28 protein-coding genes are annotated in these 21,777 nt (G+C 59.9%); 20 read left to right on the top strand and 8 right to left on the bottom strand.

Annotation, left to right across the window (positions count from 1 at the left end):
• Positions 1–167: 167 nt before the first annotated feature.
• Together G5S42_RS43370 and G5S42_RS45070 are read right to left on the bottom strand one after the other, a co-directional pair.
• Complete coding sequence (locus G5S42_RS43370; protein ID WP_176112706.1) at positions 168–467, bottom strand: hypothetical protein; 300 nt, start codon at positions 465–467, stop codon at positions 168–170.
• A gap of 63 nt (positions 468–530) precedes the next feature.
• A complete protein-coding gene (locus tag G5S42_RS45070; protein WP_246392638.1) occupies positions 531–1,097 on the bottom strand; it encodes a DNA methyltransferase family protein in 567 nt (188 codons plus the stop codon).
• Between G5S42_RS45070 and G5S42_RS45065 the strand changes: the two genes are divergently transcribed.
• The 9 genes from G5S42_RS45065 (at position 1,078) to G5S42_RS43325 (ending at position 6,339) form a co-directional block, all read left to right on the top strand.
• The gene (locus G5S42_RS45065) at positions 1,078–1,545 is read left to right on the top strand and encodes a hypothetical protein (protein ID WP_246392636.1); all 468 of its coding nucleotides are present in this window, start codon (positions 1,078–1,080) and stop codon (positions 1,543–1,545) included. The genes G5S42_RS45070 and G5S42_RS45065 overlap by 20 nt on opposite strands.
• A 477-nt stretch (positions 1,546–2,022) precedes the next feature.
• Entirely contained in the window at positions 2,023–2,451 is a 429-nt protein-coding gene (locus G5S42_RS43360; protein WP_217710389.1) for a hypothetical protein, read from the top strand.
• A 26-nt stretch (positions 2,452–2,477) separates the two neighbouring features.
• On the top strand, positions 2,478–2,726 hold the full coding sequence (locus G5S42_RS43355; RefSeq protein ID WP_176112704.1) for a hypothetical protein: 249 nt from the start codon (positions 2,478–2,480) through the stop codon (positions 2,724–2,726).
• A gap of 83 nt (positions 2,727–2,809) precedes the next feature.
• Positions 2,810–3,013, top strand: a complete 204-nt coding sequence (locus tag G5S42_RS43350) for a glutathione S-transferase family protein (RefSeq protein ID WP_176112703.1) — start codon at positions 2,810–2,812, stop codon at positions 3,011–3,013.
• Between the two features lie 29 nt (positions 3,014–3,042).
• Positions 3,043–4,230, top strand: a complete 1,188-nt coding sequence (locus tag G5S42_RS43345; protein ID WP_312883755.1) for a DUF1173 family protein — start codon at positions 3,043–3,045, stop codon at positions 4,228–4,230.
• A gap of 56 nt (positions 4,231–4,286) precedes the next feature.
• Positions 4,287–4,781: a hypothetical protein gene (locus G5S42_RS43340; RefSeq protein WP_312883754.1), complete on the top strand. Its 495-nt coding sequence runs from the start codon at positions 4,287–4,289 to the stop codon at positions 4,779–4,781.
• Between the two features lie 27 nt (positions 4,782–4,808).
• Positions 4,809–5,123, top strand: a complete 315-nt coding sequence (locus G5S42_RS43335; RefSeq protein ID WP_246392634.1) for a hypothetical protein — start codon at positions 4,809–4,811, stop codon at positions 5,121–5,123.
• A 56-nt stretch (positions 5,124–5,179) separates the two neighbouring features.
• Positions 5,180–5,572, top strand: coding sequence for a DUF7682 family zinc-binding protein (locus G5S42_RS43330; protein ID WP_176112702.1), 393 nt, complete (start codon positions 5,180–5,182; stop codon positions 5,570–5,572).
• A gap of 98 nt (positions 5,573–5,670) precedes the next feature.
• Positions 5,671–6,339 (top strand): Lar family restriction alleviation protein, encoded by a 669-nt coding sequence (locus G5S42_RS43325; RefSeq protein ID WP_176112701.1) that lies wholly within the window; start codon positions 5,671–5,673, stop codon positions 6,337–6,339.
• A 441-nt stretch (positions 6,340–6,780) separates the two neighbouring features.
• Here the strand turns inward: G5S42_RS43325 and G5S42_RS43320 are convergent, their stop codons facing one another.
• Positions 6,781–7,908, bottom strand: coding sequence for an integrase domain-containing protein (locus tag G5S42_RS43320; protein ID WP_176112782.1), 1,128 nt, complete (start codon positions 7,906–7,908; stop codon positions 6,781–6,783).
• Positions 7,909–9,195: 1,287 nt separating this feature from the next.
• On the opposite strand from G5S42_RS43320, the gene G5S42_RS43315 reads away from it, so the two are divergent.
• The 5 genes from G5S42_RS43315 (at position 9,196) to G5S42_RS43295 (ending at position 12,432) form a co-directional block, all read left to right on the top strand.
• Positions 9,196–9,675: a ParM/StbA family protein gene (locus tag G5S42_RS43315; RefSeq protein ID WP_246392630.1), complete on the top strand. Its 480-nt coding sequence runs from the start codon at positions 9,196–9,198 to the stop codon at positions 9,673–9,675.
• 77 nt (positions 9,676–9,752) lie between these two features.
• Entirely contained in the window at positions 9,753–10,859 is a 1,107-nt protein-coding gene (locus G5S42_RS43310) for an IS5 family transposase (protein WP_376776852.1), read from the top strand.
• A gap of 232 nt (positions 10,860–11,091) precedes the next feature.
• Positions 11,092–11,571: a hypothetical protein gene (locus G5S42_RS43305; RefSeq protein ID WP_446686560.1), complete on the top strand. Its 480-nt coding sequence runs from the start codon at positions 11,092–11,094 to the stop codon at positions 11,569–11,571.
• On the top strand, positions 11,568–11,957 hold the full coding sequence (locus G5S42_RS43300; protein ID WP_176112700.1) for a hypothetical protein: 390 nt from the start codon (positions 11,568–11,570) through the stop codon (positions 11,955–11,957). The genes G5S42_RS43305 and G5S42_RS43300 overlap by 4 nt, the downstream gene beginning before the upstream one ends.
• A 232-nt stretch (positions 11,958–12,189) precedes the next feature.
• Positions 12,190–12,432, top strand: a complete 243-nt coding sequence (locus G5S42_RS43295; protein ID WP_176112699.1) for a hypothetical protein — start codon at positions 12,190–12,192, stop codon at positions 12,430–12,432.
• A 68-nt stretch (positions 12,433–12,500) separates the two neighbouring features.
• Here the strand turns inward: G5S42_RS43295 and G5S42_RS43290 are convergent, their stop codons facing one another.
• From G5S42_RS43290 to G5S42_RS43270, 5 genes are all read right to left on the bottom strand, one after another.
• Positions 12,501–12,722, bottom strand: coding sequence for a hypothetical protein (locus G5S42_RS43290; protein ID WP_176112698.1), 222 nt, complete (start codon positions 12,720–12,722; stop codon positions 12,501–12,503).
• A gap of 103 nt (positions 12,723–12,825) precedes the next feature.
• Positions 12,826–13,908, bottom strand: coding sequence for a primase-helicase zinc-binding domain-containing protein (locus G5S42_RS43285; protein WP_176112697.1), 1,083 nt, complete (start codon positions 13,906–13,908; stop codon positions 12,826–12,828).
• Positions 13,909–14,176: 268 nt separating this feature from the next.
• Positions 14,177–14,956 (bottom strand): hypothetical protein, encoded by a 780-nt coding sequence (locus G5S42_RS43280; protein WP_176112696.1) that lies wholly within the window; start codon positions 14,954–14,956, stop codon positions 14,177–14,179.
• Between the two features lie 11 nt (positions 14,957–14,967).
• Positions 14,968–15,402, bottom strand: a complete 435-nt coding sequence (locus tag G5S42_RS43275) for a hypothetical protein (RefSeq protein WP_176112695.1) — start codon at positions 15,400–15,402, stop codon at positions 14,968–14,970.
• A gap of 110 nt (positions 15,403–15,512) precedes the next feature.
• Positions 15,513–15,824, bottom strand: a complete 312-nt coding sequence (locus G5S42_RS43270; protein ID WP_176112694.1) for a hypothetical protein — start codon at positions 15,822–15,824, stop codon at positions 15,513–15,515.
• Between the two features lie 378 nt (positions 15,825–16,202).
• On the opposite strand from G5S42_RS43270, the gene tnpA reads away from it, so the two are divergent.
• The 6 genes from tnpA to G5S42_RS43240 all read left to right on the top strand — a co-directional run bounded on the left by tnpA (position 16,203) and on the right by G5S42_RS43240 (position 21,720).
• The gene (gene tnpA, locus G5S42_RS43265; protein WP_217709861.1) at positions 16,203–16,634 is read left to right on the top strand and encodes an IS66-like element accessory protein TnpA; all 432 of its coding nucleotides are present in this window, start codon (positions 16,203–16,205) and stop codon (positions 16,632–16,634) included.
• Entirely contained in the window at positions 16,631–16,978 is a 348-nt protein-coding gene (gene tnpB / locus G5S42_RS43260) for an IS66 family insertion sequence element accessory protein TnpB (protein WP_176112693.1), read from the top strand. Before tnpA ends, tnpB begins: the two co-directional genes overlap by 4 nt.
• A gap of 51 nt (positions 16,979–17,029) precedes the next feature.
• On the top strand, positions 17,030–18,457 hold the full coding sequence (gene tnpC, locus G5S42_RS43255) for an IS66 family transposase (RefSeq protein WP_246392628.1): 1,428 nt from the start codon (positions 17,030–17,032) through the stop codon (positions 18,455–18,457).
• A 340-nt stretch (positions 18,458–18,797) separates the two neighbouring features.
• Complete coding sequence (locus tag G5S42_RS43250; RefSeq protein WP_217710388.1) at positions 18,798–19,772, top strand: site-specific integrase; 975 nt, start codon at positions 18,798–18,800, stop codon at positions 19,770–19,772.
• The gene (locus tag G5S42_RS43245; protein ID WP_176112691.1) at positions 19,769–20,716 is read left to right on the top strand and encodes a tyrosine-type recombinase/integrase; all 948 of its coding nucleotides are present in this window, start codon (positions 19,769–19,771) and stop codon (positions 20,714–20,716) included. Before G5S42_RS43250 ends, G5S42_RS43245 begins: the two co-directional genes overlap by 4 nt.
• The gene (locus G5S42_RS43240; RefSeq protein ID WP_176112690.1) at positions 20,713–21,720 is read left to right on the top strand and encodes a tyrosine-type recombinase/integrase; all 1,008 of its coding nucleotides are present in this window, start codon (positions 20,713–20,715) and stop codon (positions 21,718–21,720) included. The genes G5S42_RS43245 and G5S42_RS43240 overlap by 4 nt, the downstream gene beginning before the upstream one ends.
• Positions 21,721–21,777: the final 57 nt, after the last annotated feature.

Genomic DNA, 21,777 nt, shown 5'->3' with positions numbered 1-21,777 from the left:
ACAATAGACCGGCCAAAGCCGGTGAGTCGATGCGTCAGGGACGCGGTGATAACGCAAAGATACCGCCGCACAAAGCCCCAACGGCGCACAAAGCTCGCGTAAACGCCGTGCCTTTCGCGTAAACAAAAAACCCGGCACGAAGCCGGGTTGTGGAGCAAGTGAAAGTTTCAGATGCGTGGGCATTGAAAAACATTGTGGTCATCGAAACAGAAGGAGCACATGTCCCCGTACTCTCCGTCCGACTCCCACTGGGTAAAGCCGTCCCGCCATGCCTGCGCAAGGCTCGGCTCGTCCGCAAAGAATGTCGGGATCGGCGGATCACTGAGCGACGAGGACTCTGCGTCGCGATAGCCCAACGCCTGAGCGTCGGCCAGTGCGAGCCCGAGAAGACCGGTGTTCGGGTCGGTGAGGCTTGCAATTCTTGCGAGCGCAAAAGCTACGCGGACATCAAGGTAGGCGCATGCCATAACGGATTCTCCATTGCCGGGAACCCGCCCCCTCCGGGATCGGGTCCCGAAGAGTTGTAGAAATTAGAACAGCGCCAGCTGGTCAATCTTTGCAAACAGCTTTGCCGAAGGTTCCGGCTGCACAACATCGAAATCAAAAGCGGCGTGAGCAGCTTCGACTTCTTCAGCGACGGCTACGTCACCTTCCATATCGATCGCCGGCTCAACCGCTTCCGCCGCGTCTGATGGTTCAGTGGATGCAGGCGCCTGAGCTTCCAAGGGCACCGCTCTCGAGGTCTCGGCCGCAGCAGCTTCAGCTTCGCGGCGGCGCAGCTTCCAGCTCCATCCTCCCAGAATGTGTGCGGGCGTGTACCACGTCCCCCAGACATCGAGGGTCAAGGCATTGCCGTGCACAATTACTGCAGGAATGTGTAGCAAGGCCAACTGCACGTAAGCCATGTGCACACAGCAGGGGTCGATATCCACGCACGTGGCATGCATCGCCTGCTGATAATTGTGGCCAGCGTCGTGAAGCGATTCCGCCACTGCGATGACCATGCCACCAGCGCCGCAGGCCGGCTCCTGAACACGTATGAAACCGTGCTCCCGAACTGCCGGACCGCCGTCTCCGATGGTCATCATCGCCATCATGCGACTGACGCGTGAAGAACTGGCCTGCCCGAGAGTTGCCAAGCTCCAGCATCATGTACGTTTCACCAAGCACATCGGTCAGCCCGGGAAAGCCGACACCTGCCCCACCGGCTTTCCGCATCATCTCAACCCGATGCTCGAAAGAGAGCGTGAGCTCGCCGAGCATCTGAGGAAAGAGCGCCTGCTCCGTTGGGGAATACTTCGCGATAATTTCGAGATAGCGCTTCTCGCGCGGCTCGAACTGCTTCTGATCAACGCTGTTGCTGATGCTAAGAGCGCACATCTCCACGAAGTCCGAAAACACCGTGTGCGTATGGTGGCCATAGCTGAAACGTTTAATCAGGGCGACGAGGTTTTTCTGATGCGCGTCACCGGTTTGCTCATGTTTGCGCTCTGCGCTCTTGCGGCTCATATGATGTCCAAGGGTAGGACGAGCACGCGCCCATAGGAGCTTGTGCCCCTACGGGATTGAAAAGATTGGCAGTGGATAGCCGTGGTCGATGCGCGTATGCGCGGTTGATGTCTGAACGATACGACGCGTAGGCTTTTCGGCGCGGTCGAATGACGGCGATTTCGCCTCGCCTCTTTCCGCGGCCCGCTCAGAGTTATCCCCACTTTCGGGGGACAAACTTGTGGATAACTGCGACCCGGGGGCTCGAATAAAGCCGACTCCTCTGACGCTGCGGAGCAACCGCCCTGCGGTGACAGGTCCGCCGCCCATTAACGCGTTACGGACCTGTCCCGGGAATGGTGGCGGTTTTGCCACCTCTTTCCGGCGACGCATTTACATAGCGCTTTCGAACTATCGCCACCGAAAGGGGTGAATGCTCCGGTTTTTCCGGTCCCTTTGTCCGCCCATGAGATAGGTGTTCGCTCGAAAATAGGGAGCAGCGCTGCCCTTGCGGCACCAACAACACCGTTCATCATGAAATTTAGTCAACGCGCCACGCTGTCCATCCTCGCCATCGCCGTGCTCACGTCGACGGTCACGACCGGACTTGCTGGGATCCAGTTGCAACCACAACGCGCAGCCGTCGGCGTCGTAATCGACACCGCAATCGTCTCGGAACTCACGGGTGTCTCGGATGCGATCAAGGACATGCCGCCTGACCTTCGCCCGGGCGTTCTGGCCCGTCACGAAGTGCGCTCTGAAGAGGCGCTGAGCCAGTCACTGACCGCGCAGCGCGCCTATCTTGCGGTAGCCGAGCGGGAGCGCGCTCAGGAGATTGCGGCGCACGACCGGCGCGCAGCGTGGCTGATCGCCCTCGCCCTGTTTAATACATTCGCTACTGCGGTCGGTGCTATTTCGCTCCTCGACGCGTATCGGGCGAAGCACAAGCCTGCGCGGCCCTGACCGGAATGCGACTGGCGACAGATCAGTTGGAACCCGCCACGGGCTATTCCATCGAGACGCGCGCGCTCACCCTATCTAACGGCTACTTTCCCGGCCTCGTGCTTGAGCGCACCTTCATCCAGAAGCATGTCGTTGATGGCGTGACGTTCCTTGAATTCCAGAACGCGACAGGCGCGCGCCACGTTATCGACGTTTCGACCATCGAGCGCATCATCCCGCTCGGGCGGATGGCCCGGCACGGCGACGCTCTCAGGACCGCAGAGGTTCAACCTTGACCACGATCGTCTTTGAGTTTCTCGATACAACGCGCGAACAAGGGAGCGGCGGTGCCACGGCGCCAGGCCTACCGGACTGCTGGATGGACGCCCTGATTGGCGACGGACATGTCGAGGAGCGCGACTACATCGCGCCCGGCATACTGCGGCGCGTCGTGGCGCGCTTCCCGACCGAACATCACCTTAACCAGTTTGCCTGTAGCGTTCGTCAGGTAAGTAAGCTGCTCGGTACGCGCGCCTTTCGCGCTGGCAACGGCATCTCGATAACAGATTTCCTCCGGAACTGACGATAACAAACGTCCGATTCGATGGCCTGGTGACGTCGCTCGAAGACGTGCAGGACAATCCCGCGCGCTTCGCGACACGCCTCGAACGGGCGAAGCGGTCGCCGGGCTACGCCGAGTGCCTATGCCGGTGCGCCGCCGGCGGACAGCCATTACGGCTCGTCGTTCGCAGGTATGGCGCACTGTTCCATCTGGCGCGCTGGCCGGAGAAAGGGGTTCATCACGACCGCGACACCTGCTCCTTCTTCGCCGAGCCTGCAGAATTGGGACCGTCGTCTGGGCCTGAGCTCGACGCGATACGCAGCACCCCAATGGGTATCAATGCGAGGCTCGACATCTCACTCACCGTTCGCACTGTAGGAACGGTAAGACGCGAGCGTGCGGCAAGCGACAGCGCACATTCCGCGACGCGCCGATCGGCGCCCCTTCTCGGATTCCTGCAGCGCGTCTGGCACGAAGCACGCCTGAACCAGTGGTCCGGTGAAGCGCAGCGCAACTGGGGAACGTGCAGCGCGCAGATCCTTGCCGTGCTCGGCGAGGGGATGATGAACGGGAAACCTGTTCAGGACGTCGTTCACGTCATGCGTCGATACGAAGAGAGTGAGCTCCCGACTATCAAGGCCGAGTTCGACGCCTTCCTTGGCCGCATTCAAGCGACGCCCACAACCTCGGATCGCGGCGTGATCATCGCGGAGATAAAGGCGATTGACCCATCGAAATACGGTTTCGTCATTCGTCTGCGCCAGACGTTTGAAACGTTCTACGCATCTAAGACATTGATCGAGAACGCGGCGCAGTCTTTCCGGCATGCGTGGCCGATGATCGGCAAGCCGGAAGCGCGCATCGTCGCTGTGCTCGTCGTTGAGCGCACGAAGGACGGCAATCTGCGGGCGATCGATCTCGCGCTGCAGCTTTGCAGCCGCTCATTCATCGCCTGCGACTCGAGCTACGAGGTCGAGATGGCGAATCGTCTCGTCGGAGAACGCCGGCGGTTCGACAAGCCACTACGCCGCGACCAGTCGGACGACATGCTGCCCGACTTCCGCCTGACGGACACGGTGCGCCCAACCGCCATCGAGGTCTACGGTATGGAATCAAACGATGCCTACCGTGCGCGCAAGTTGCAGAAGCAGGCGCTGTACGCTTCACGCAATGAGCCATGCGTTGAATGGATACCGCCGTCGCCGCTCTCCTCGGTCGCGCTGCCGTCGCCGACTTGACTTGCTGGCAATGTCGATAGGGTGAGCAGACATAGCTCAAAACAGGACCCGTCACAGTGGAAACCAACTCTTTCTTTCTTCAACGCGCAGTTGCGCGTGGTGCCGACTGGCACGTCAGTTACCCAGCACTCTGCATGGCAAGCTCGACGGACCCCGTCGACGAACGGCGCAAACAGATCGTAGTCGCGGCCGCGGACGACAATGGCGTGCGGATGGCCTTCTTCAGCTCACTCGGTGCCATTCTCGACTTTCAGGCCTCCTGGGTAGAACTGGATGCGGCCACGCGCGGCTGGTTGAACTTCACGACGCGCTGGAATCGCTGGTGGTTACCGGATGTGGCGGCACTTGGCAGCATCGAGCGCCAAGCCAACGCACCGACCGACGTGCGGTTTGCAGCGAGCAACGGGCGCGTCGCTCCTCTGGACACGGACGGATTCCGTCGTTACCTCGACATCATCGAGCAGCATTACCGCCGCGACGAGGCTATCTCCCGTACCCTTTTTCCACCGGACGCTGCTTCCGCGGAACAGTCGCGGCCCACCGCCCCATAAACCACTACCCTCACCAACCGGACGTGCATGAGCAGTGTCATCCCGTTCGCGCGCCTGCGCGTCACCACCGACGAACGCACCCACCGGCGCGGTGAGTGCGACCATCACAACATCCGCCTGGACCCGCGCGGCGGAATCGTCACCTGCCGCGATTGCTCGGCCGCGCTCACGCCTTTTTGGGCGCTTACCATGCTGGCCGACCAGTACGCCGTCGCTCTTGCTCACATAGAGCGGCTGGAGAGAAGGCATGCGGGTGCGGACGCGCGCATTCTCGATCTGTCGGCCGAGCTCGATGGCAAACAGGCAAAAGAGCCGTCAAAACACTCTCCAACCTTCCCTTGACTGCAAGACCCTTCATGGTCGAATGGTGTATCAGCTATCCCAAGGACGACATCACCATGAAGCGCAACTTCCCCTGCGGCCACTCGGGCAAAGGCAAGTACTGTCATACCTGCGCCACCATCGCGAAAGCGAAGGAGGCTCAGGCGCGCGAGCGGCAGCATAAGCGTCGCGCCAAGGCGGAGTTGGCCGCAGCCGATCCGATCGATCTGTCTTGCGTCGCGCACCTTCCCTCGGTTCAGAACGAGGCTCGAGTGATCTTGGCGAAGGTGCGGGACGGCACGCACCCCTATGCCCTGAAGGGAAAGCCGATCCGGTGCTCGAATGGGCAACTGCTCTCTGTCCCGGTCGGATACGCCTACCGGCTGATGTTCGACTGTGAGTCGTTGCGCCCGCTCCGTCTACTGTCCCACGAAGCGTACAACCGGGCCGCCGACGCCCCGCGCGCCTGATCGGCCGCAATCGGTGTTTTTTCGTCTCATCTCATGCAATTAACGCTGGTCAGTGAACATTACAATTCACACAACATACACTGACCTGCGGAAGCTCCATGACTGATGAACTTTTCCCCTGCGCACACTGTGGCGGCAACTGGGCGTTCGGCTGGTCCCAACGAGTGATTGGGGGCCGCATCAGGCCTTCCACGGATTTTCTGCAAATCAACTCCAGCACCGCCCCGGTGATGAACGATATGGAGGCGCGATCGCTGTCGGAACCGCCAACCGAGAAACTGTGCTGCATCGTGTGCGAAGACTGCGGGATGCAGACGCCGTGGATCCCCTTCACCGACAACAAGCACGCAGCGCTCGATGAGGCCGGGAAAATCTGGAACAGGAGACTGAATCGACCGGCCGCTAGCGAAGGCGATTTGCTTGACCTTGTCCGTAAGGAAATCTCGCCGATCGACGCGCCGTACGTGCTCGACCTACTCGCTCGCACAACGGAGGACTGGGAGAAGCGCGGCCCGATCCTTTCGATGCTCGCCCAGAAGATCGTCGACGGGAAAATCACAACGCGCGACTTCTGGCCGATAGACCCAGTGCTTGAAGATGCCGCGCGCTACCGCACGCTGCAGCAGATGGCGCGCTTCGTCTACATCGATGGTGTGGCGTCCGTCCAGTTTCCGCGCATTCCGGCGACCGGCGGTGACGAGGAGTGCTCGTTCGAGACACGAGTCTCGGCAGCCGTCGACGATCTCCCGGATCGCAACCGCTGGTGACTTGACTTCGCGCGAGCGGCGTCATACTGGAATCAACTCTCACCGCATCGGTGAGCGAACAACCTCCCTGAAAAGATACGTCACCTGTCGAATACATCCGCGCCGCGTACCGCCACCGTGAGAAGTTGATGCCTCAGTTGCTCACACTTCTCGCGATTGCCGTCATCCTCACTTACCACGCACTGCCGAGCCCGATGCTGAACTGGCTTTTTCAGTGAGTAAAGAGCCGGTCTATAGGTGTACACGTAAAACGCGTTTTTCAGCCGAAACGCCTAAGTACTGACTTGTAAAGCTCTTAGAGTGCAACGATTACAGACCACCGTGCAAAACGTTGTGTTGCGTGTACACGTATCCTCGACCGGCCTTCGCGGTTGCAGCATATTTCCACGATCACAGCAAGCACCTGGCTGAGGGTCCGCATGACCCGTCAGCGCTCCGCCGTCACGAGCTCAATAGCTTGTAAAGCGTCTGACGTGACACTCCGAGCGCAATGGCCGCGTGAGACTTTATTCCGCCGGCACGGGTCACCGCTTCCTCTGCCATTTCCCGAGTAATCGAACGTCTCTTTCGAGCGTCCATCGCCGCATGCGTTGACAGGTAGGCGTTCGCCTTCGTCGCGCGGCTGTGTCCGGCTGCCTGGACAATGCGCTGCATCGCAGCTTTGTGCGCCTCACGGTCTACCCGTTCCGTGGGTTGCTTGATCGGAGCCTGAACGCCAGTGATCCGCTCGTACATTTGCTGTAGGTACTGATGGCGGAGACCGTGGCTCGTTACGCCTATACCTGCCTGCGTGACGCCGTGCTTTTTGAGCACGTGATAGTAGTGTTCACGCCATTGTTTTTTCGTGTATCCCTGCGGGATTGTTGACCCGGTATAAGGGTTTGCAACCGTCGCCGCTTCCTCTAGCACGGCGAGTTTGAGTTCTATCGGCACGACGCGCTCCCGGCCGCCTTTCGTGCCGCGGGTGACATTGAGCAAACTATCGTCACGCACAGCTTCCTCGGGCCGAAGAAGGAAGCTCTCTTCAACGCGCAGACCAAACGCCGCCTGGAGTTTCAGTTGCACCGCCACGTTCGGGTGAGTGACGGCGATCTCGTTGATCTTGGCTTCAGCGTCGATTCCATTTCCTTCCCACGATTTGTCTTGCAGCGCGACGTACGAGCGCACGAGGTTGTGCTGCTCGCGGTCGACATAATCGGCTAACGTGCCGATCAGATTCGGCTTCTTCATCCACTCGCAGAGGGCCCGCAGATAGGTCAGCTTGTTCTCGATTGTCCCCCCGGTCTGTTTCGCATCGACCCAGAACTTGACGAGAAACTCGACATGCTTGTGCTTCAGCGAGTATGGGGATTGCAGCGCGAAGCCATTCCTGCGCAACTCTTCAAACGACTTGCAGATCGCCAATGTCCGGCGCTCCTGCGTTTTTATCGAAAGCGGCTTCGCGCTGATTCTCGTCCGGCTATGGACGCGATTCACGTTATCCAGAAGCAGCTGTTCCAATGCAGCCTTGAAGTCGGCAGCCAACCAGTAGTCGCGCAGCACCGCGCGCACGTTCAATATCGCTGACACCCTGATGTCCCCCTGCATATCGCGCTGTGCAGCCATCGTTGCACAGCCACCTGTCCGCACGCCGCGGCGCCGGATACGTTATCAACCTGACCGCTTCTCACGGTCGTCGTCGTTCGCACTGCGGGCGGGACGCCGGGAGCCTATCCCCTGCATCAACCTGTCCGCGCTGCGCGTTGCGTTCCCCGCCGGGTACTGCCTTCCCGTCCTTTAGCGATTCCATTCGATCAGCCCCGCACGTGGAAGAAACGTGCATCGACTGTCCAACTGCTGCCTGCTGCGAGACGCCGCGCTTGCGCGCGATGCCTGCCTGCGATATTTGCTTTCCCTGCCATCACCGCACCGGATCTGCCTTTGCAGAGTCCATCGTCGTTGATCGGGTCCACTGTCTCGCAGGTCGGGCCGCAGCGCTCTTTCGCTCCGCGATCCCGACTCCGCAGACTACTCTGGCTGCCGTACCGGCCTATGACACGCTTCGCGTGCCCGTGTGCGCCTGTCTCTCGACTCGCACGACTGCGGCCAACTGCCCGGCAATACTTTTTGCGCGTTTCCTTGTCCGGCCGCGCCTGCCGTTCGTCTTCCGTACAGGGATGTGCTCGCTTTCACTGCGACCACATACCCCCACCCCCAAGTCCGTTCAATCCGCCGCTGTGTGTCGGGCTTCATGCAACGGTCTCAGCTTCGTGTGCTGAAAGGGTGTGTCCATGCGTGTCTGAGTCGTCGCGCCGCAGTGTCGAACTGTCAACACTGTCAACCGTACACGACGCCTCATCGCGCAAATCTAGGCAAAACCGCCCGCAAACCCAATGGATATCGCGTGTCCGTGGTCCTCAGTGTGGATCATGGTGCACTTGATTTGATTCAGAAAAAGGCCGCGTCAGAATGCGGCCTGTGACAGGAAGGGTTTTCGCCAGGCAAAGCGATCCCTTCAATGGTGAAACTCGGAGGTCGATGCGCTGATCGCGCGGTGGGTAACGAAGAGAATAGCTGCGCCCGTCGCTCGTGAAATTCCTAAAGCTCCTTAAATGTTGCGAGCTTTAGCTTCCTTGACTTTGATCTACAGCCGATAGAGTTGGAACGACACTCGCGGTTGTGGGGCCAACGTTGGCCCCTACTTGGCCCCAAGAGCAGAAGACGTCATTGCGACAGCGACCCTTCGGCCCGTAGTTGGCCCCAGCAGGGACCAAGAGCAAAAACCGTCATTGCGACAACGATCTTTTGGCCCGTACTTGGCCCCTGCTGGGGCCGAACGCGCAGTGAACATTGATAAACAACTCTGGAGAGAGCCCAATGAAGGTATCGGTATTTGCAGTCGACGTCGGTTACGGCAATACGAAAAGCGCATTCCGTATGGGGTCCGACATTGCCACCCAAATGTTTCCCTCGGTGACGCCGATTGCGGTGAGCGAGGCAGTTTCGAGCTATGGCCAAGGCGTGCTGCACGCGCGCAAGGTGTTGCCGATTGAAGTGGACGGCGCGACATACGAGATTGGCCCAGGCGTTGAACTGTCCTCCGCATACGGAAATGCAGGTCGAACGCTATCGGAAGACTTCTGCCTCACGTCGAACTACGCAGCGCTACTCGGGGGATCTCTCCAATTTGCGGGCGTCACCGAAGTCGAACGCATGGTGCTGGGGCTCCCTGTTCACACCATCAACAAATATTCAGCGCATCTGCGCGACGCGTTCACCAGAACGCTCAACTTCGGCCATGGCAATATCCGTGTTCACTCCGTAAAGGTAGTGCCGCAACCCCTAGCAGGCTGTTGAATTTGGATCCCGTGTAAACGGGGTTTGAAGGACGGGCGTTATGGATATCGTGTTCATGATCTTTGGCAGCGGATGCGATGCGCGGAATGGACGAGATGCAGGAACCCCTGTTCACGACGGTCAAGCTCGAGGACTTCGTCCCGGCAGATCACCCGTTGCGACCGATCCGGTTGCTGGTGAATGATGCGTTGAAACGGCTCAACGGGCTGTTCAGCGTCATCTACGCGGACACCGGTCGTGCCTCGATTGCGCCTGAGAAGCTGATGCGGGCGCTGCTGTTGCAGGTGTTCTACTCCGTACGCAGCGAGCGCATGCTGATGGAGCAGATGCGCTACAACCTGCTGTTCCGCTGGTTTGTCGGGCTGGCGATTGAGGACGCCGTGTGGGACCACTCGGTGTTCTCGAAGAACCGCGACCGGCTTCTGGAGCATGAAGTCGTGGAAGCGTTCTTCACCGAAGTCATGAGCCTGGCGGACAAGCGGGGCTTGCTGTCGAGAGAGCATTTCTCGGTGGACGGCACGCTGATTCAGGCGTGGGCCAGTCACAAAAGCTTCCGCCGCAAGGACGGCCCGGACGATGGTCCGCCAGCCGGCGGTGGCCGCAACGCCGACACCGACTGGAAAGGCGAGCGACGTAGCAATGCCACGCACGAGTCGACTACTGATCCGGAGGCGCGATTGTTCAAGAAGAGCCACAAGAGCCCGGCCATCCTGTGCTACCACGGGCACATCCTGATGGAGAATCGCTCGGGGCTGGTGGTCGGCGCCGTGGTTAGTCACGCAGATGGTTTTGCCGAGCGGGCCAGCGCATTGCAATTGCTCGATTGCGTGCCAGGTACTCATGCGAAGACAGTTGGCGCCGACAAGGCGTATGACACCCGTGACTTCGTGAACGATTGCCGCGCTCGCAACGTGACACCGCATGTCGCGCGCAACGATGAGCGTTGGGGCGGCAGCGCCATCGACGGTCGCACTTCGCGGCATGCGGGCTACCGGACTAGCCAGATCATCCGCAAACGAATCGAAGAGCATTTCGGCTGGGGCAAAACCATCGGGCGGATCCGGCAGACGGTCTATCGCGGCCTCAAGCGCGTCGACCAGCACTTCAAGCTGACGATGGTTGCGAGCAATCTGACCCGCATGGCCCGAATGCCAGGGATGGTGCCGCGAGGAGCGACGCGATGAGCCGCCAATGCGCGAAGACTGCGCGCCAGACGAGCCGCATGCGTGCGCCTGCCCCGCGCAGATCGCGCGGTGAACCGTTAATTCAGCGCAATATCGCACGCGCAAGTCTCCTGAACATAGCTTCGGTCGTCATGACGGGGCGCTTTTCAACAGCCTGCTAGGATCGCTCGTATCGTTTTCCGAGTACGGCGGTAGCCGCTTCGATCGCGAAAACGCCCATCTGGTGATTGATGTGGGCTACTTCACGACTGACTGGGTGGTCGCTCACGGCTTCACGATGAATGACCGCCGCAGCGGCGGCGCTCCGGGCGGTGCGTCTCAGGTCTACAAGAGCATTGCGTCGTTGATCGCAAAGAGCGAGAAGGAACCGGTCGACGATATCGAACGTATCGACAAATGCCTGCGCGAGAAAAAGCCGCTCCTGTTCTACGGGAAGGATGTTGACCTCATCCCCTATCTGGAACAGTCGCAGGCCATCATCAATGCAACGGTCAAGGAAATGCAAAACCGTGTCGGCCGGACAGCGGATTTGCGCTCGATCGTCCTCACCGGTGGTGGCGCAGCTCTGTACGAAGCCTCGATACGCGCCGCGTTCCCCCGCGTCCAACTCGACGTGCTCGACGCGCCCTGCTATGCCAACGCAAAGGGCTTCCTGATCGTTGGTGAGGCAACGCTTGCTCGCGAACGCAAAGCGGTCGGAGTCGCTGCATGATTGGAAAGGCCGTGGTCAAAGTCACGCTCAATGAAGCGACGGACCCTGATCTTTTCGCCTTCATCAAAAAGTTCGACAACGAGCGCATGCGCGCGGGCGCACTCAGGGCCCTCGCGCGAGCGGCGCTCAACGGGGGGGAGGCCGCGAAACGTGTTGCTTCCGGCGTTTCCGTGGAGCCGGTCATGCGCATGACCGAACCGGCGACGCCCCAGCCGAAAACAGAAGTAGCGGATATGGTTGAGAGCGATCCCACACCGATCTTCTCTGTCGATGCCGCCGCGGCCACGGCGTCACAACCGCTCGAGTCGCGCGCTGCCGAGCCCGCGATCAGCGGCACACGGCGTTTTAACACGGACGCTATCGCCGACCAGTTCGCCGACTTCTAGTCGCGGCCGGTGTCCTTGACTTCGCGCGGCATTTGCGAAGATAGGTCATCGCCCGCAATAAAGGGCTTCACTAACGGAGTAGCAACGATGGATCTCCTGCACGTACTCACTAACGCGGACTGGACACGGGCCGCGCGCTTTTGGCTCCTCGTCGCAGTCGGTGTTGCCCTGTGGGAATCGGCGTATCACCTTCGCAGCGCGGTGCTTTCGTGGCATCGAAAGGATCGCGACCATGCTTGAGAGATTCTGGGCTCTCGATCCGCTCGCACGGCGCGCGGTTATCGCCGTCGTCCTTGTGGGGTTGATGTTTATCGACCTTTTGTTTCCGACCTGCGATGTCACGGTGTGGGCCTTTTTCATCTGCGGCACCGCGTTTCTTTGGGCAATCGGAATTCTTCGCCCATTCCTTATCATGATGTACTGCCTTCTGCGGACGGTTATCCGAGTCAAGACGCGGCCGTGGTGGTGGCGATAGAAGGACGAGCGGTCCGTACAGGCGAAAAAAACCCGGCCATCGGCCGGGTTTGTCTTTATGGGGTTAAGTCAATGCAACAAGGCGACAGCGTGAGCTCGACCCTGATGGCGAACGCAATAGGTCCACGCGTCATCCAAATCCAGGCCGACCTTTTCAGGTTTCGTATTCACTGCCTGACGCCGGTCGATTACATCGTAAGCCTGCGCCTGCGACTTGCCGACCCGCACCGAACCGTTTTTAACACCCGAAGTAGCGACAATCTCAAACCGGCCAACAATCATCTTGAACATGCTTCTATCCATGAGAAAGGCCCAGATGGATTGCGGCCCCGGCGGGGACGAATCCCCACCGGGCGGTTAAGAACAACTACTGAGCGGACAAAGCCGCTGTCAATCAGATGTGCAGCGCCTCGCGCGTGCTGCCGCGCCGCACAGGGACGGCTGGACCGCGAGGCTTGTTACATGACGTCATCCATTCGTCCGCGAAGTCAGTCCCGCGAACCTTCGGGCGGTGAACGATCGCGGTATAGCCGTCGGCGCGAAGCCGTTTCGCAAGCGCCAGCGCATCAGCCATCCCAGGAGACTTTCGCGTCTTCGGTTCAACCGCATCAAAATCCGCGAAGATGTGCACTACGCGAATTCCAAAGCCATCAGGAACAACGAAGTCGGAAAGCAGCACACGGTTGAGGCAGTACCACACCGGCACGCCGAAAAGCATGTGCGCGCCGAGCACGGATTCCAGCCCTTCACCCACGCCGATCTCGCCGTTGACCGGATCCATCAGCCGGACTGCGCCGCCGTTGAGTTTGTGCAGCGTCACGTCATTCATCTTTGAAGGCAGGACTTCGCCATCGTGAGTGATGATCGTTGCCTTCGCGGGCTTAGACCGATCAAGGAACGTCCGGTGAAGTGTGCCGAGGCGTCCATCAGGCAACGTGAATCTGGCGAGAATGCCGGGCCACTTTCCAATGACCTTTTTTTCGTGCCGACATTCGAGCATTGCCAGACGGAGCGCCGGCGACGACGGCAGATCGAGACCGGGCACTCGCGCACGTAGATATTCCGATATAAGATCGTCGCGGCCGTGAGCCACCGCGCTGTCCCACATCGACTCGAGCCGCTTTCGGGCCCATGCCGGATCGGCCTTTCGACCGGGCGATGGCGCAGTACCAGAAAATGGCGGTGTGTCGCGCGCCGGCAGCGGACCGCCGTCGAGCTCAAGCATCAGCTCTCGAAAAGTGATTCCCGCTGCTTTGCAGATTAGCTCGAAGCCGTCGCCGGCCTTCATGCTTCCTTCATTGCATTTGCGGCACACCCAGTCGCCGCGGCCGCGCTTGTTGTCATATGTGAAGCGGTCGTTACCGCCGCAGATCGGACAAGGCGCGCCTTTTCCGGTCAATGAGGTTGCGGGCACTCCGTACTTCTGGAGCAACGCTACCCACTGTTCCGGGGACAGCTTCAGGTCCTTAACATTCATATGTCACTCCAGTAGTGGTGTGGTTGAGGTCGATGCCTTTACAGGCGGTGAAACCGTTGCTCAGAAAAGCCGTCCGTTACGCGTACGTCACGCGGAACGGCTTTTCTCAGTAAGGACGGGCGCTGCCGGTTGGAACTGCTGAAAAATGCGAGGAAGAAAAACCCACACTTCGCGCCCAGCCACCCGTGAGGGATGGTCAAGGCAGCGAAGGTGAGCAGATACAGGAACAAAGGTGAGAGAGTTCGGGATCAGAAGTGCTGGATGTTCATCACGACTTCTTTTTGATAGACCACAGCCACTTGTCCCACAGGACCTGAGCGCCCGTTCCGTCAAGAATGGGCTCCCCGCGCGAATTGACTGCGGGCACCTTCGTCTTGCCGAGTCGCCGGACTTCGACCCGATCACCAATGCGGCAGTGTGTCTCGGCGATTGCGTCACGCAGGCCTTCGCCCTGCAACAGGCGGGTCTGTCCACGGTTCTCCAGCGTCAGGCAGAACGACTCGTAGGTCTTGCCGGGACGCTTTCCATCGGGGAACTCGCGCTCGCCCCACTCCGTTACGACGCCGTAGTGCGAACGCTCGGTGCGATGCGGCCCCGACGCTTTCGTGGGCGACGCCAACGCTGGCGCCGCATTCTCGATCACGACGGGCGTGGTAGCCGGCTTGACTTGCACAGGTGCACGAGGACGCTCTGCGTCTGCGGCCTCGCGCTGCCGGGCGACCGGCGAGGCCGCTGCCTTGATCGCCGCAGCGATCGCGTCCCTCAGCGGTCCGGGATGTTCGTCAACGACGGCCCAGTGAGGTTCGAGTGAGGGTACGAGCTTCATGCCGACAGGCGTGTCGCGCAACTGGTAATCGAAGGCCGGGCGAAACTGAACCACTACATCGCCTTCGTCGCGGAACAGCCGCGCCTCGCCTGCGATAACGACCTGACGCTCATTGTGGCCTCCTTGCCCTACCACCACCGGTGCCGACGCCGCCGGCGCTGATACTGGCTCGCGAAGGCCAAAGAGTCCGCTCAGGACTTTGCCGAATGTCGTTGCTGTCATCTCCGGCTCTCCTACAGCAAGGAGCCGAAGCAGCTACGACGAACCTCTTCCATGTCCCGCCTGAGCAGCGGATTTTCCATGATGATGTCCTGCAGCGTATCGGCAGGATAACCACTGATCTCACATATGTGACGGTACGGCAGAGCGCCGTCCCAGAATTCCATCACCCAGCCGAGGGTTGCGCGATAGTCCTCCAAGTCGATCTTTTTACAGTTTCGAATTCGCTCGCTGATCAGCGCACAGCAGTCCGCCAATGACTCGGGCATGTTATCGCCCCGACGGCTGTCCCTCGCAAGGCTTACCAGTGCATCGACCATCTTCTCGCGCACCGCTTCGCTCCAAAACTGTGGATCGGGCAACGGATCAGGCTTGACGGGCGATCTAACAACGACCGGCAATTCGCCGCCGAACATGTCGAGCTGCCATGCCGCGATTTCTGTTTCCATGGGATTTCTCCGAGAAGCGGGAAACCCATGCCCCGCAACGGGAAGGGTTCCCGTTGGGGTGAATTGCAAAGACGCCCTGGAGGGGCGTCTTTGCTGTTGAGGCGACTCGACTATTCGTCGGTGCCGGTCTTAAGAGGAACAACGACAGGCGATTTCGCGTACTGTCGTTTGATAGGTGTTACAGCCGCCGTCGGGACCGCTTCGCCTTGCGGCTTGGCAGTCGTCGGCGTTGCCGGTGTTGTATCGCTCGTCTCTTTCTCGTCTTTCAACGCGTCACGAATCGCTGATCTGATCCATTTAATCGCGAGGTAGCCGACAAAGAGTGCGGCGAAAAATGAATGTGCCGCGAGCCAAAGCGCAAAGCACACAGCGAAAAACGACATGGGCGAACGAGTCGCCTTCATCAAGAACTGCTTCGGCATTTTTCTCTCCAGAAAAACTAGCGCACTAGGGGATGTCCAGGCTGGAAGGCACTGGACCGTTTCGATGCTCTATTGAGCAGGGAAATCGGGCGCGCGGAGAGACGCTTTCCTCACGGCTCGGTTAAGACGTGACAAAAGCAGCTATCGGCGGAAGCGAACAGGGGATAGAGCGCGGCCGCATTACGTCACAGGGCCAACCAACTCGAGTCGATGCGTCCAAGACGCGGGGATAGGAGTGACTTTACGCATCTCCAGCCGACCGGGCGGCGGAAAAGCTTCAGAAAACAGGTGGGCTTTCGCTTTTGCGTAAGCGTCATTCCGTGGCCGCATGGACAGAGCTGATGCCGGTGTCCAAAGTGATGCCCGTTACTTCAAGTGATGGGGACTACTTTGGACACACGGAATGCGCGATCATCGAACCGCAAGGGCCGACCGAATTACACACCAGAGTACCGACGGCAAGTTGCCGTCGCGGCGTGCGAGCCGGGTATTTCGGTGGCCAAGCTCGCGCAGGCGCACGGACTGAATCCGAATATGGTGTTCAAGTGGCGCCGGCAACTGCGGGCGGGCCTGTTTGAAGGGGTGGCGCCCAGCACAGCGGTGTTGCTGCCCGTAGCGTTACCCGATGCACCGACCGGCGAGACCGCAGAACCGGCGTCGCTCGCTCTAGAGCCTGTCGAGCCACATCGCGAGAGCGTACCGGCGGCGTCGGGCATCGAGATCGAACTGAACGGTGCCCGTGTACGCGTCACGGGCATGGTCGACCCCGTGCAGTTGCGCCTCGTGCTGCGCTGCCTGATGCCAGCATGATTGCGCCGCCAGGCGGTACCCGCGTATGGCTGGCAGCGGGCGTTACCGATATGCGCCGTGGCATGGATGGACTTGCCGCGCTGGTGCAGTCAGCACTCGGTCGTGATCCGTTCTCGGGGCACATCTTCCTGTTTCGCGGGCGTCGTGGTGACCTCATCAAGATTTTATGGTGGAGCGGCGACGGCATGAACCTGTACGCGAAACGACTCGAGCGTGGACGCTTCGTGTGGCCGCAGGCGGACTCGGGAACAGTCCATCTGTCAGTCGCCCAACTGTCGATGCTGCTCGAAGGGATTGACTGGCGGCATCCCGAGCGGACGTGGCAGCCGACGCACGCGGCATAAGGCAGGGTGCGGGAGCCCACAGGCGCGTGGCCTTCATTTACACTGTCATGCATGCCAGCCAGCCATCTGCCCGATGACATCGCCGCTCTGAAGCGCATCGTTGCCTCGCGCGACGAGACCATCGCGCAGTTGCTGGCCGAGATCTCGCGACTGAAGCGATGGCAGTATGGCCGCTCATCTGAGCGCATGACAGAACTGATGGACCAGCTGCAGCTCGCGCTCGGTGAGCTGCCTGTTCATGAACCAGATATGGCCGCACCGGCGAAGGCGCCTGATGCCGACGCGACTGCGGATACGTCGGCCACTACGAACCTTGTCCCACTGCGCCGCAAGTCACGGCACTTCCCTGCCCATCTTCCTCGCGAAACAGTTGTGCATGCGCCGTCAAACTGCGGATGCCCGGAATGCGGCAAACAGATGCGTGCGCTGGGCGAAGACGTCTCGGAGGTGCTCGACTATGTGCCCGGCTACTTCAAGGTACTGCGTCACGTACGTCCGAAGCTGAGCTGCCCGCGCTGTGCCGCAGTAGTACAGGAGCCGGCACCTTCGCGGCCGATAGCACGCTCGATGGCGGGTGCGGGGCTGCTCGCACAGGTCGTCGTCGCGAAGTACGCTGACCATATGCCGCTATATCGGCAGGCCGGCATCTATCGCCGTGCGGGCATCGAACTGGACCGGGCAACACTGGCTTCGTGGGTGCGTGAAGCGGCTGCCCTGCTGCAACCCCTGTCCGACGCACTCGGTGGTTACGTGCGCGCCGCAGACAAGATCCATACCGACGACACGCCCGTGCCGGTGCTGGAGCCGGGGCGTGGCAAGACACGCACGGCGCGCCTGTGGACCTATGTGCGCGATGACCGCCCGGCAGGAAGCCACGCGCCACCAGCCGTCTGGTACAGGTACTCACCCGACCGCAAAGGTGAGCGACCTCGGGAACATCTGGCGGGCTACACGGGAATCCTGCAGGCAGATGCCTTCAGCGGGTACGACGCGCTGTATCGTGACGGCACGGTCATCGAGGCCGGGTGCTGGGCGCATGCGCGGCGCAAGTTCTATGACCTGTACAAGCTGGACAGCTCACCAATTGCCGAGGAAGCACTGCGCCGAATTGGGGCGCTGTATGCCGTTGAACGCGAGGTTCGAGGCCAGACGCCGGACGTGCGCCTGTCTGCGCGTCAGCTGCGCTCGGCCCCATTGCTCGCTGATCTGAAGGCCTGGTACGAACACACGCTGTCACAGGTATCGGCGAAGTCGGGGCTGGCGAAGGCGATTAAGTACTCGCTGGGGCACTGGCATGCGCTCACACGCTATTGCGAAGACGGGCGCGTCGAGGTGGACAACAATACGGCGGAGCGCGCGATCAGGCCGCTGGTTCTCGGCAGGCGTTATGTGCACTTGCGGATTATGCGGTGTGCGATCCGTCTCGCGGCTCCGTTCCGAAGCGCCAACGTGTGTGGGGCGAGCTTCGGTTGGCTCTAATTCAGCATAATAAATCGTGATCTGATGGTGTTCCGCGAACCCGAGTGCGGAGATCATCATGTTTACCGATTCATGCCTGAATCGTCTCGCCCGGCGAGATTGGCTGTTTCACGGCCCCCTGAGCCAGCTCATCGATTCGTACATATGTAAGCTGGAGCGCTTACGTTACGCACGAGGTACTGTTGGAGCATACCTTCGGTGCCTCGCCCATTTCAGTTATTGGATGAGACGTAAGCGCATTTCTGCTTCGGATGTTGATGAGGCTCTCGTCGAGCACTTCATACGGGATCACCTGCCAGTCTGCCGCTGTCCAGAACCTTGCCGATCAGTTATATCCGAGATGCGTGCAGCACTGCATCATCTTCTGGCGCTGCCATTCTTCGCTGATGCCGTCCCCACGACTGCGCCAGATCCCATAGCTCGTGAACTGCACAAATTTCATGAGTTTTTGCGCGATACGTGCGGCTTGGCGCGTTCGACGTGCGTCTATCGTGTCCGCCATCTTGAGGCATTTTTTGCAAGCTGCACGCTGAACGAGTCCGCCGAATCCTTAATCCTGACGATACCGGCGGTCGAGGCTTTCTTGACTGGCCTCGCCCGACGCCACTGGAAACCCAGTTCGCTCGGAGTCATCTGTACGAGCTTGCGTAGCTATCTGAGATTCCGGGCATTGCATGGTGACGATACCCGCCTTGCTCTTTCGACGATGCCGCTGATCGCCAACTGGCCGCATCGAAACCCGCCGAAGGTGCTGTCAGATATTCAGATCGAACGCTTCCTTCAAGCGTTCGACATAAATACCGCATCCGGCATGCGCGATTACGCCATAGCTCGCTGCATTCTCGATCTTGGCCTGCGCGGAGATGAGGCCACACACCTGACGCTGGACTCCATAGACTGGCGACGTGGCATCGTGACGTTACAGCACACCAAGAGCCACCGTGCGCAACGCATGCCGTTGCCAGAGCAGGCTGGTGCTGCTCTAGCCAGGTACTTGCGCGAGGGACGCCCGCAGACGGACAGCCGGTCTGTTTTCGTGCGTCACCGCGCTCCGTTCGGCGTTCCGTTAAGTGTCGCCGCGATTCGCAATGCAATGAACCGGGCATTCGCACGCTGCAACCTGGATGACCAATTCTGCAACACGCACGTGCTTCGGAGGTCAACCGCTACCCGCTTGCAAAGGGCGAACGTTTCGATCAAGGAAATCGCTGATCTGCTGAGGCATCGGAGCTTGAACACGGCCCGCGTCTACGCCCGTGTGGATATTGAGCGCCTGCGGGAGGTTGCCCTGTCCTGGCCGGGGAGCACATCATGAACGTCACTGACGACTGGGGCTCCCGTGTGGTGGCGTATCTTGAGTATCGACGCAGTTTTGGGTTCGAACTTGCAATCGATGGCAAGCAGCTCGAATCTTTCGCACGTTTCGCTGATCAGCGTGGTGCAAGGCATCTGACACCTAGTCTTGCAGCGGACTGGGCCCGCGATTCAACGCGCGCCTCTGAGATAGGTTGGGCTCGCCGCATCGAAACACTGCGCGGCTTCGCTAGGTTTCACATGCGTACAGATCCCGATACGGTCATACCGCCGAGGAATCTGCTGGGTCGTGGACACCGTCGACTCGTGCCACACATCTTTACCGAACTGGAGATCCGGATGTTGCTGTCCGAAGCCAAACTTCTTGGGCCAGCCGGTGGTTTGCGCGCGCCAACGTGCTGTGTGCTGTTCGGTTTGCTAGCGACAACAGGGTTGCGAATCTCCGAAGCACTCCACCTGACCGACGCTGATGTCGATCTTCAAGCCGGTGTACTCGACATCCGCGACAGCAAATTCCATCAGCGTCGCTATGTTGCCATGCATGCAACGGTCTCAAGACAGCTACTCGAATATATCGACCTGCGGGACCAAATCATTTCCAGCCGCCGTTCAGATCGTTTCTTTCTGCGCGACGACGGTCAACGGGTGACTCAACGACAGGCGTTATACGCGTTGCGCGCGATCTGCGAGCGGCGGCTCGGCTGGAAACCTCGAGGCGACTATCGTCATCATCGGCTGCACGATCTTCGGCACACCTTCATCGTGCATAGCGCATTACGCTTCTACAGGGAGGAAGCGGACATAGAGCGATGTCTGTCGGCACTGTCGATCTATGTGGGGCATGCCAAGGTAGTCGATACGTACTGGTACTTTACAGGCATCCCTGAGCTGATGGCCATCGCGGCCGATCGCTTCGAACGTTACGCCGAAGGAGTCCCGGCATGAATACCCTGACTCAACCTTCTGAATTTGCCGCGTTGATCCAGCGCTTCTTCACCGAGCGTCTGCTGCAGCAACAAGCTGCAAGTCCTAGAACTGTCGCCGCCTATCGCGATGCATTCCGCCTTCTACTTGGCTATGCAGAAGATCAATACCGTAAATCAGTTGCGCAGCTCACGTTGCACGACATCGACGCGGATCTCATCGTCGGATTTCTGACCTATCTCGAGCAAGAGCGCCACAACACCATACGAAGCCGCAATGCGAGGCTCGCTGCAATACGCGGGTTTGCGCAATACGTGGCGTCCCAGTGCCCTCCAGCCCTGTTTATCGCTCAGCGTATTCTGGCCATTCCGATGAAGCGATCCGACAAGCCGATGCTGGGGTTTCTCTCCCGTGGCGAAGCAAAGGCTCTGTTGGACGCCCCCGATAGTGAGACCTGGTCTGGCAGACGCGACAGAGCGCTACTCAAAGTGCTTTACAACACTGGGGCGCGAGTTTCAGAACTGATTGGTATCCGTGTCGATGATGTAGAGCTTGACGTCACTCCGAGCGTGAGCTTGCACGGGAAAGGCCGGAAACAACGGACCGTACCGCTATGGAGAGATACGGCCGTTGAGGTTCGACGCTGGATCGATTTTGCAGGTCTGCGCACCGATCAAGCGTTGCTACCCAATCGCTGGGGAAGGCCGATGACGCGGTCTAACGTTGCAGAAAGGATCGCCATCGCTGCAAACGCAGCAGCGACAGGCTGTCCGTCGTTGCTCGGACGATCGGTTTCGCCGCATACGCTTCGACATACGACCGCAATGCACCTGCTGCAGTCTGGCGTCGACATCACGGTCATTGCACTTTGGCTTGGACATGAGAGTCCATCAACAACACACGGATACGTCGAAGCGGATCTGGCAATGAAAGAGCGCGCCCTGGCAGCCATCGCTCCACTGAAAACCCATCGCTCCCGCTACCGGCCACCGGATACGCTGCTGAAGTTCCTGGAGGCGCTTTGATTATGTCCAGTCGTGCGTGGCGGACTCCCCGACGATTCGGGGGCCGCTACTCTCGCT

It is taken from the genome of Paraburkholderia youngii (assembly GCF_013366925.1).
Lineage (GTDB): Bacteria > Pseudomonadota > Gammaproteobacteria > Burkholderiales > Burkholderiaceae > Paraburkholderia > Paraburkholderia youngii.
Note: the sequence above shows the minus strand (reverse complement) of the source record. Positions and strands in the feature narration are given on the sequence as shown.

Coding starts and splice junctions, on each gene's coding strand:
- G5S42_RS43370 (WP_176112706.1), bottom strand. CDS start 467: ATGGCATGCGCCTACCTTGATGTCCGCGTAGCTTTTGCGCTCGCAAGA.
- G5S42_RS45065 (WP_246392636.1), top strand. CDS start 1,078: ATGGTCATCATCGCCATCATGCGACTGACGCGTGAAGAACTGGCCTGC.
- G5S42_RS45070 (WP_246392638.1), bottom strand. CDS start 1,097: ATGATGGCGATGATGACCATCGGAGACGGCGGTCCGGCAGTTCGGGAG.
- G5S42_RS43360 (WP_217710389.1), top strand. CDS start 2,023: ATGAAATTTAGTCAACGCGCCACGCTGTCCATCCTCGCCATCGCCGTG.
- G5S42_RS43350 (WP_176112703.1), top strand. CDS start 2,810: ATGGACGCCCTGATTGGCGACGGACATGTCGAGGAGCGCGACTACATC.
- G5S42_RS43335 (WP_246392634.1), top strand. CDS start 4,809: ATGAGCAGTGTCATCCCGTTCGCGCGCCTGCGCGTCACCACCGACGAA.
- G5S42_RS43330 (WP_176112702.1), top strand. CDS start 5,180: ATGAAGCGCAACTTCCCCTGCGGCCACTCGGGCAAAGGCAAGTACTGT.
- G5S42_RS43325 (WP_176112701.1), top strand. CDS start 5,671: ATGACTGATGAACTTTTCCCCTGCGCACACTGTGGCGGCAACTGGGCG.
- G5S42_RS43315 (WP_246392630.1), top strand. CDS start 9,196: ATGAAGGTATCGGTATTTGCAGTCGACGTCGGTTACGGCAATACGAAA.
- G5S42_RS43310 (WP_376776852.1), top strand. CDS start 9,753: ATGCGCGGAATGGACGAGATGCAGGAACCCCTGTTCACGACGGTCAAG.
- G5S42_RS43300 (WP_176112700.1), top strand. CDS start 11,568: ATGATTGGAAAGGCCGTGGTCAAAGTCACGCTCAATGAAGCGACGGAC.
- G5S42_RS43295 (WP_176112699.1), top strand. CDS start 12,190: ATGCTTGAGAGATTCTGGGCTCTCGATCCGCTCGCACGGCGCGCGGTT.
- G5S42_RS43290 (WP_176112698.1), bottom strand. CDS start 12,722: ATGTTCAAGATGATTGTTGGCCGGTTTGAGATTGTCGCTACTTCGGGT.
- G5S42_RS43285 (WP_176112697.1), bottom strand. CDS start 13,908: ATGAATGTTAAGGACCTGAAGCTGTCCCCGGAACAGTGGGTAGCGTTG.
- G5S42_RS43280 (WP_176112696.1), bottom strand. CDS start 14,956: ATGACAGCAACGACATTCGGCAAAGTCCTGAGCGGACTCTTTGGCCTT.
- G5S42_RS43275 (WP_176112695.1), bottom strand. CDS start 15,402: ATGGAAACAGAAATCGCGGCATGGCAGCTCGACATGTTCGGCGGCGAA.
- G5S42_RS43270 (WP_176112694.1), bottom strand. CDS start 15,824: ATGCCGAAGCAGTTCTTGATGAAGGCGACTCGTTCGCCCATGTCGTTT.
- tnpA (WP_217709861.1), top strand. CDS start 16,203: ATGGGGACTACTTTGGACACACGGAATGCGCGATCATCGAACCGCAAG.
- tnpB (WP_176112693.1), top strand. CDS start 16,631: ATGATTGCGCCGCCAGGCGGTACCCGCGTATGGCTGGCAGCGGGCGTT.
- tnpC (WP_246392628.1), top strand. CDS start 17,030: ATGCCAGCCAGCCATCTGCCCGATGACATCGCCGCTCTGAAGCGCATC.
- G5S42_RS43250 (WP_217710388.1), top strand. CDS start 18,798: ATGCGTGCAGCACTGCATCATCTTCTGGCGCTGCCATTCTTCGCTGAT.
- G5S42_RS43245 (WP_176112691.1), top strand. CDS start 19,769: ATGAACGTCACTGACGACTGGGGCTCCCGTGTGGTGGCGTATCTTGAG.
- G5S42_RS43240 (WP_176112690.1), top strand. CDS start 20,713: ATGAATACCCTGACTCAACCTTCTGAATTTGCCGCGTTGATCCAGCGC.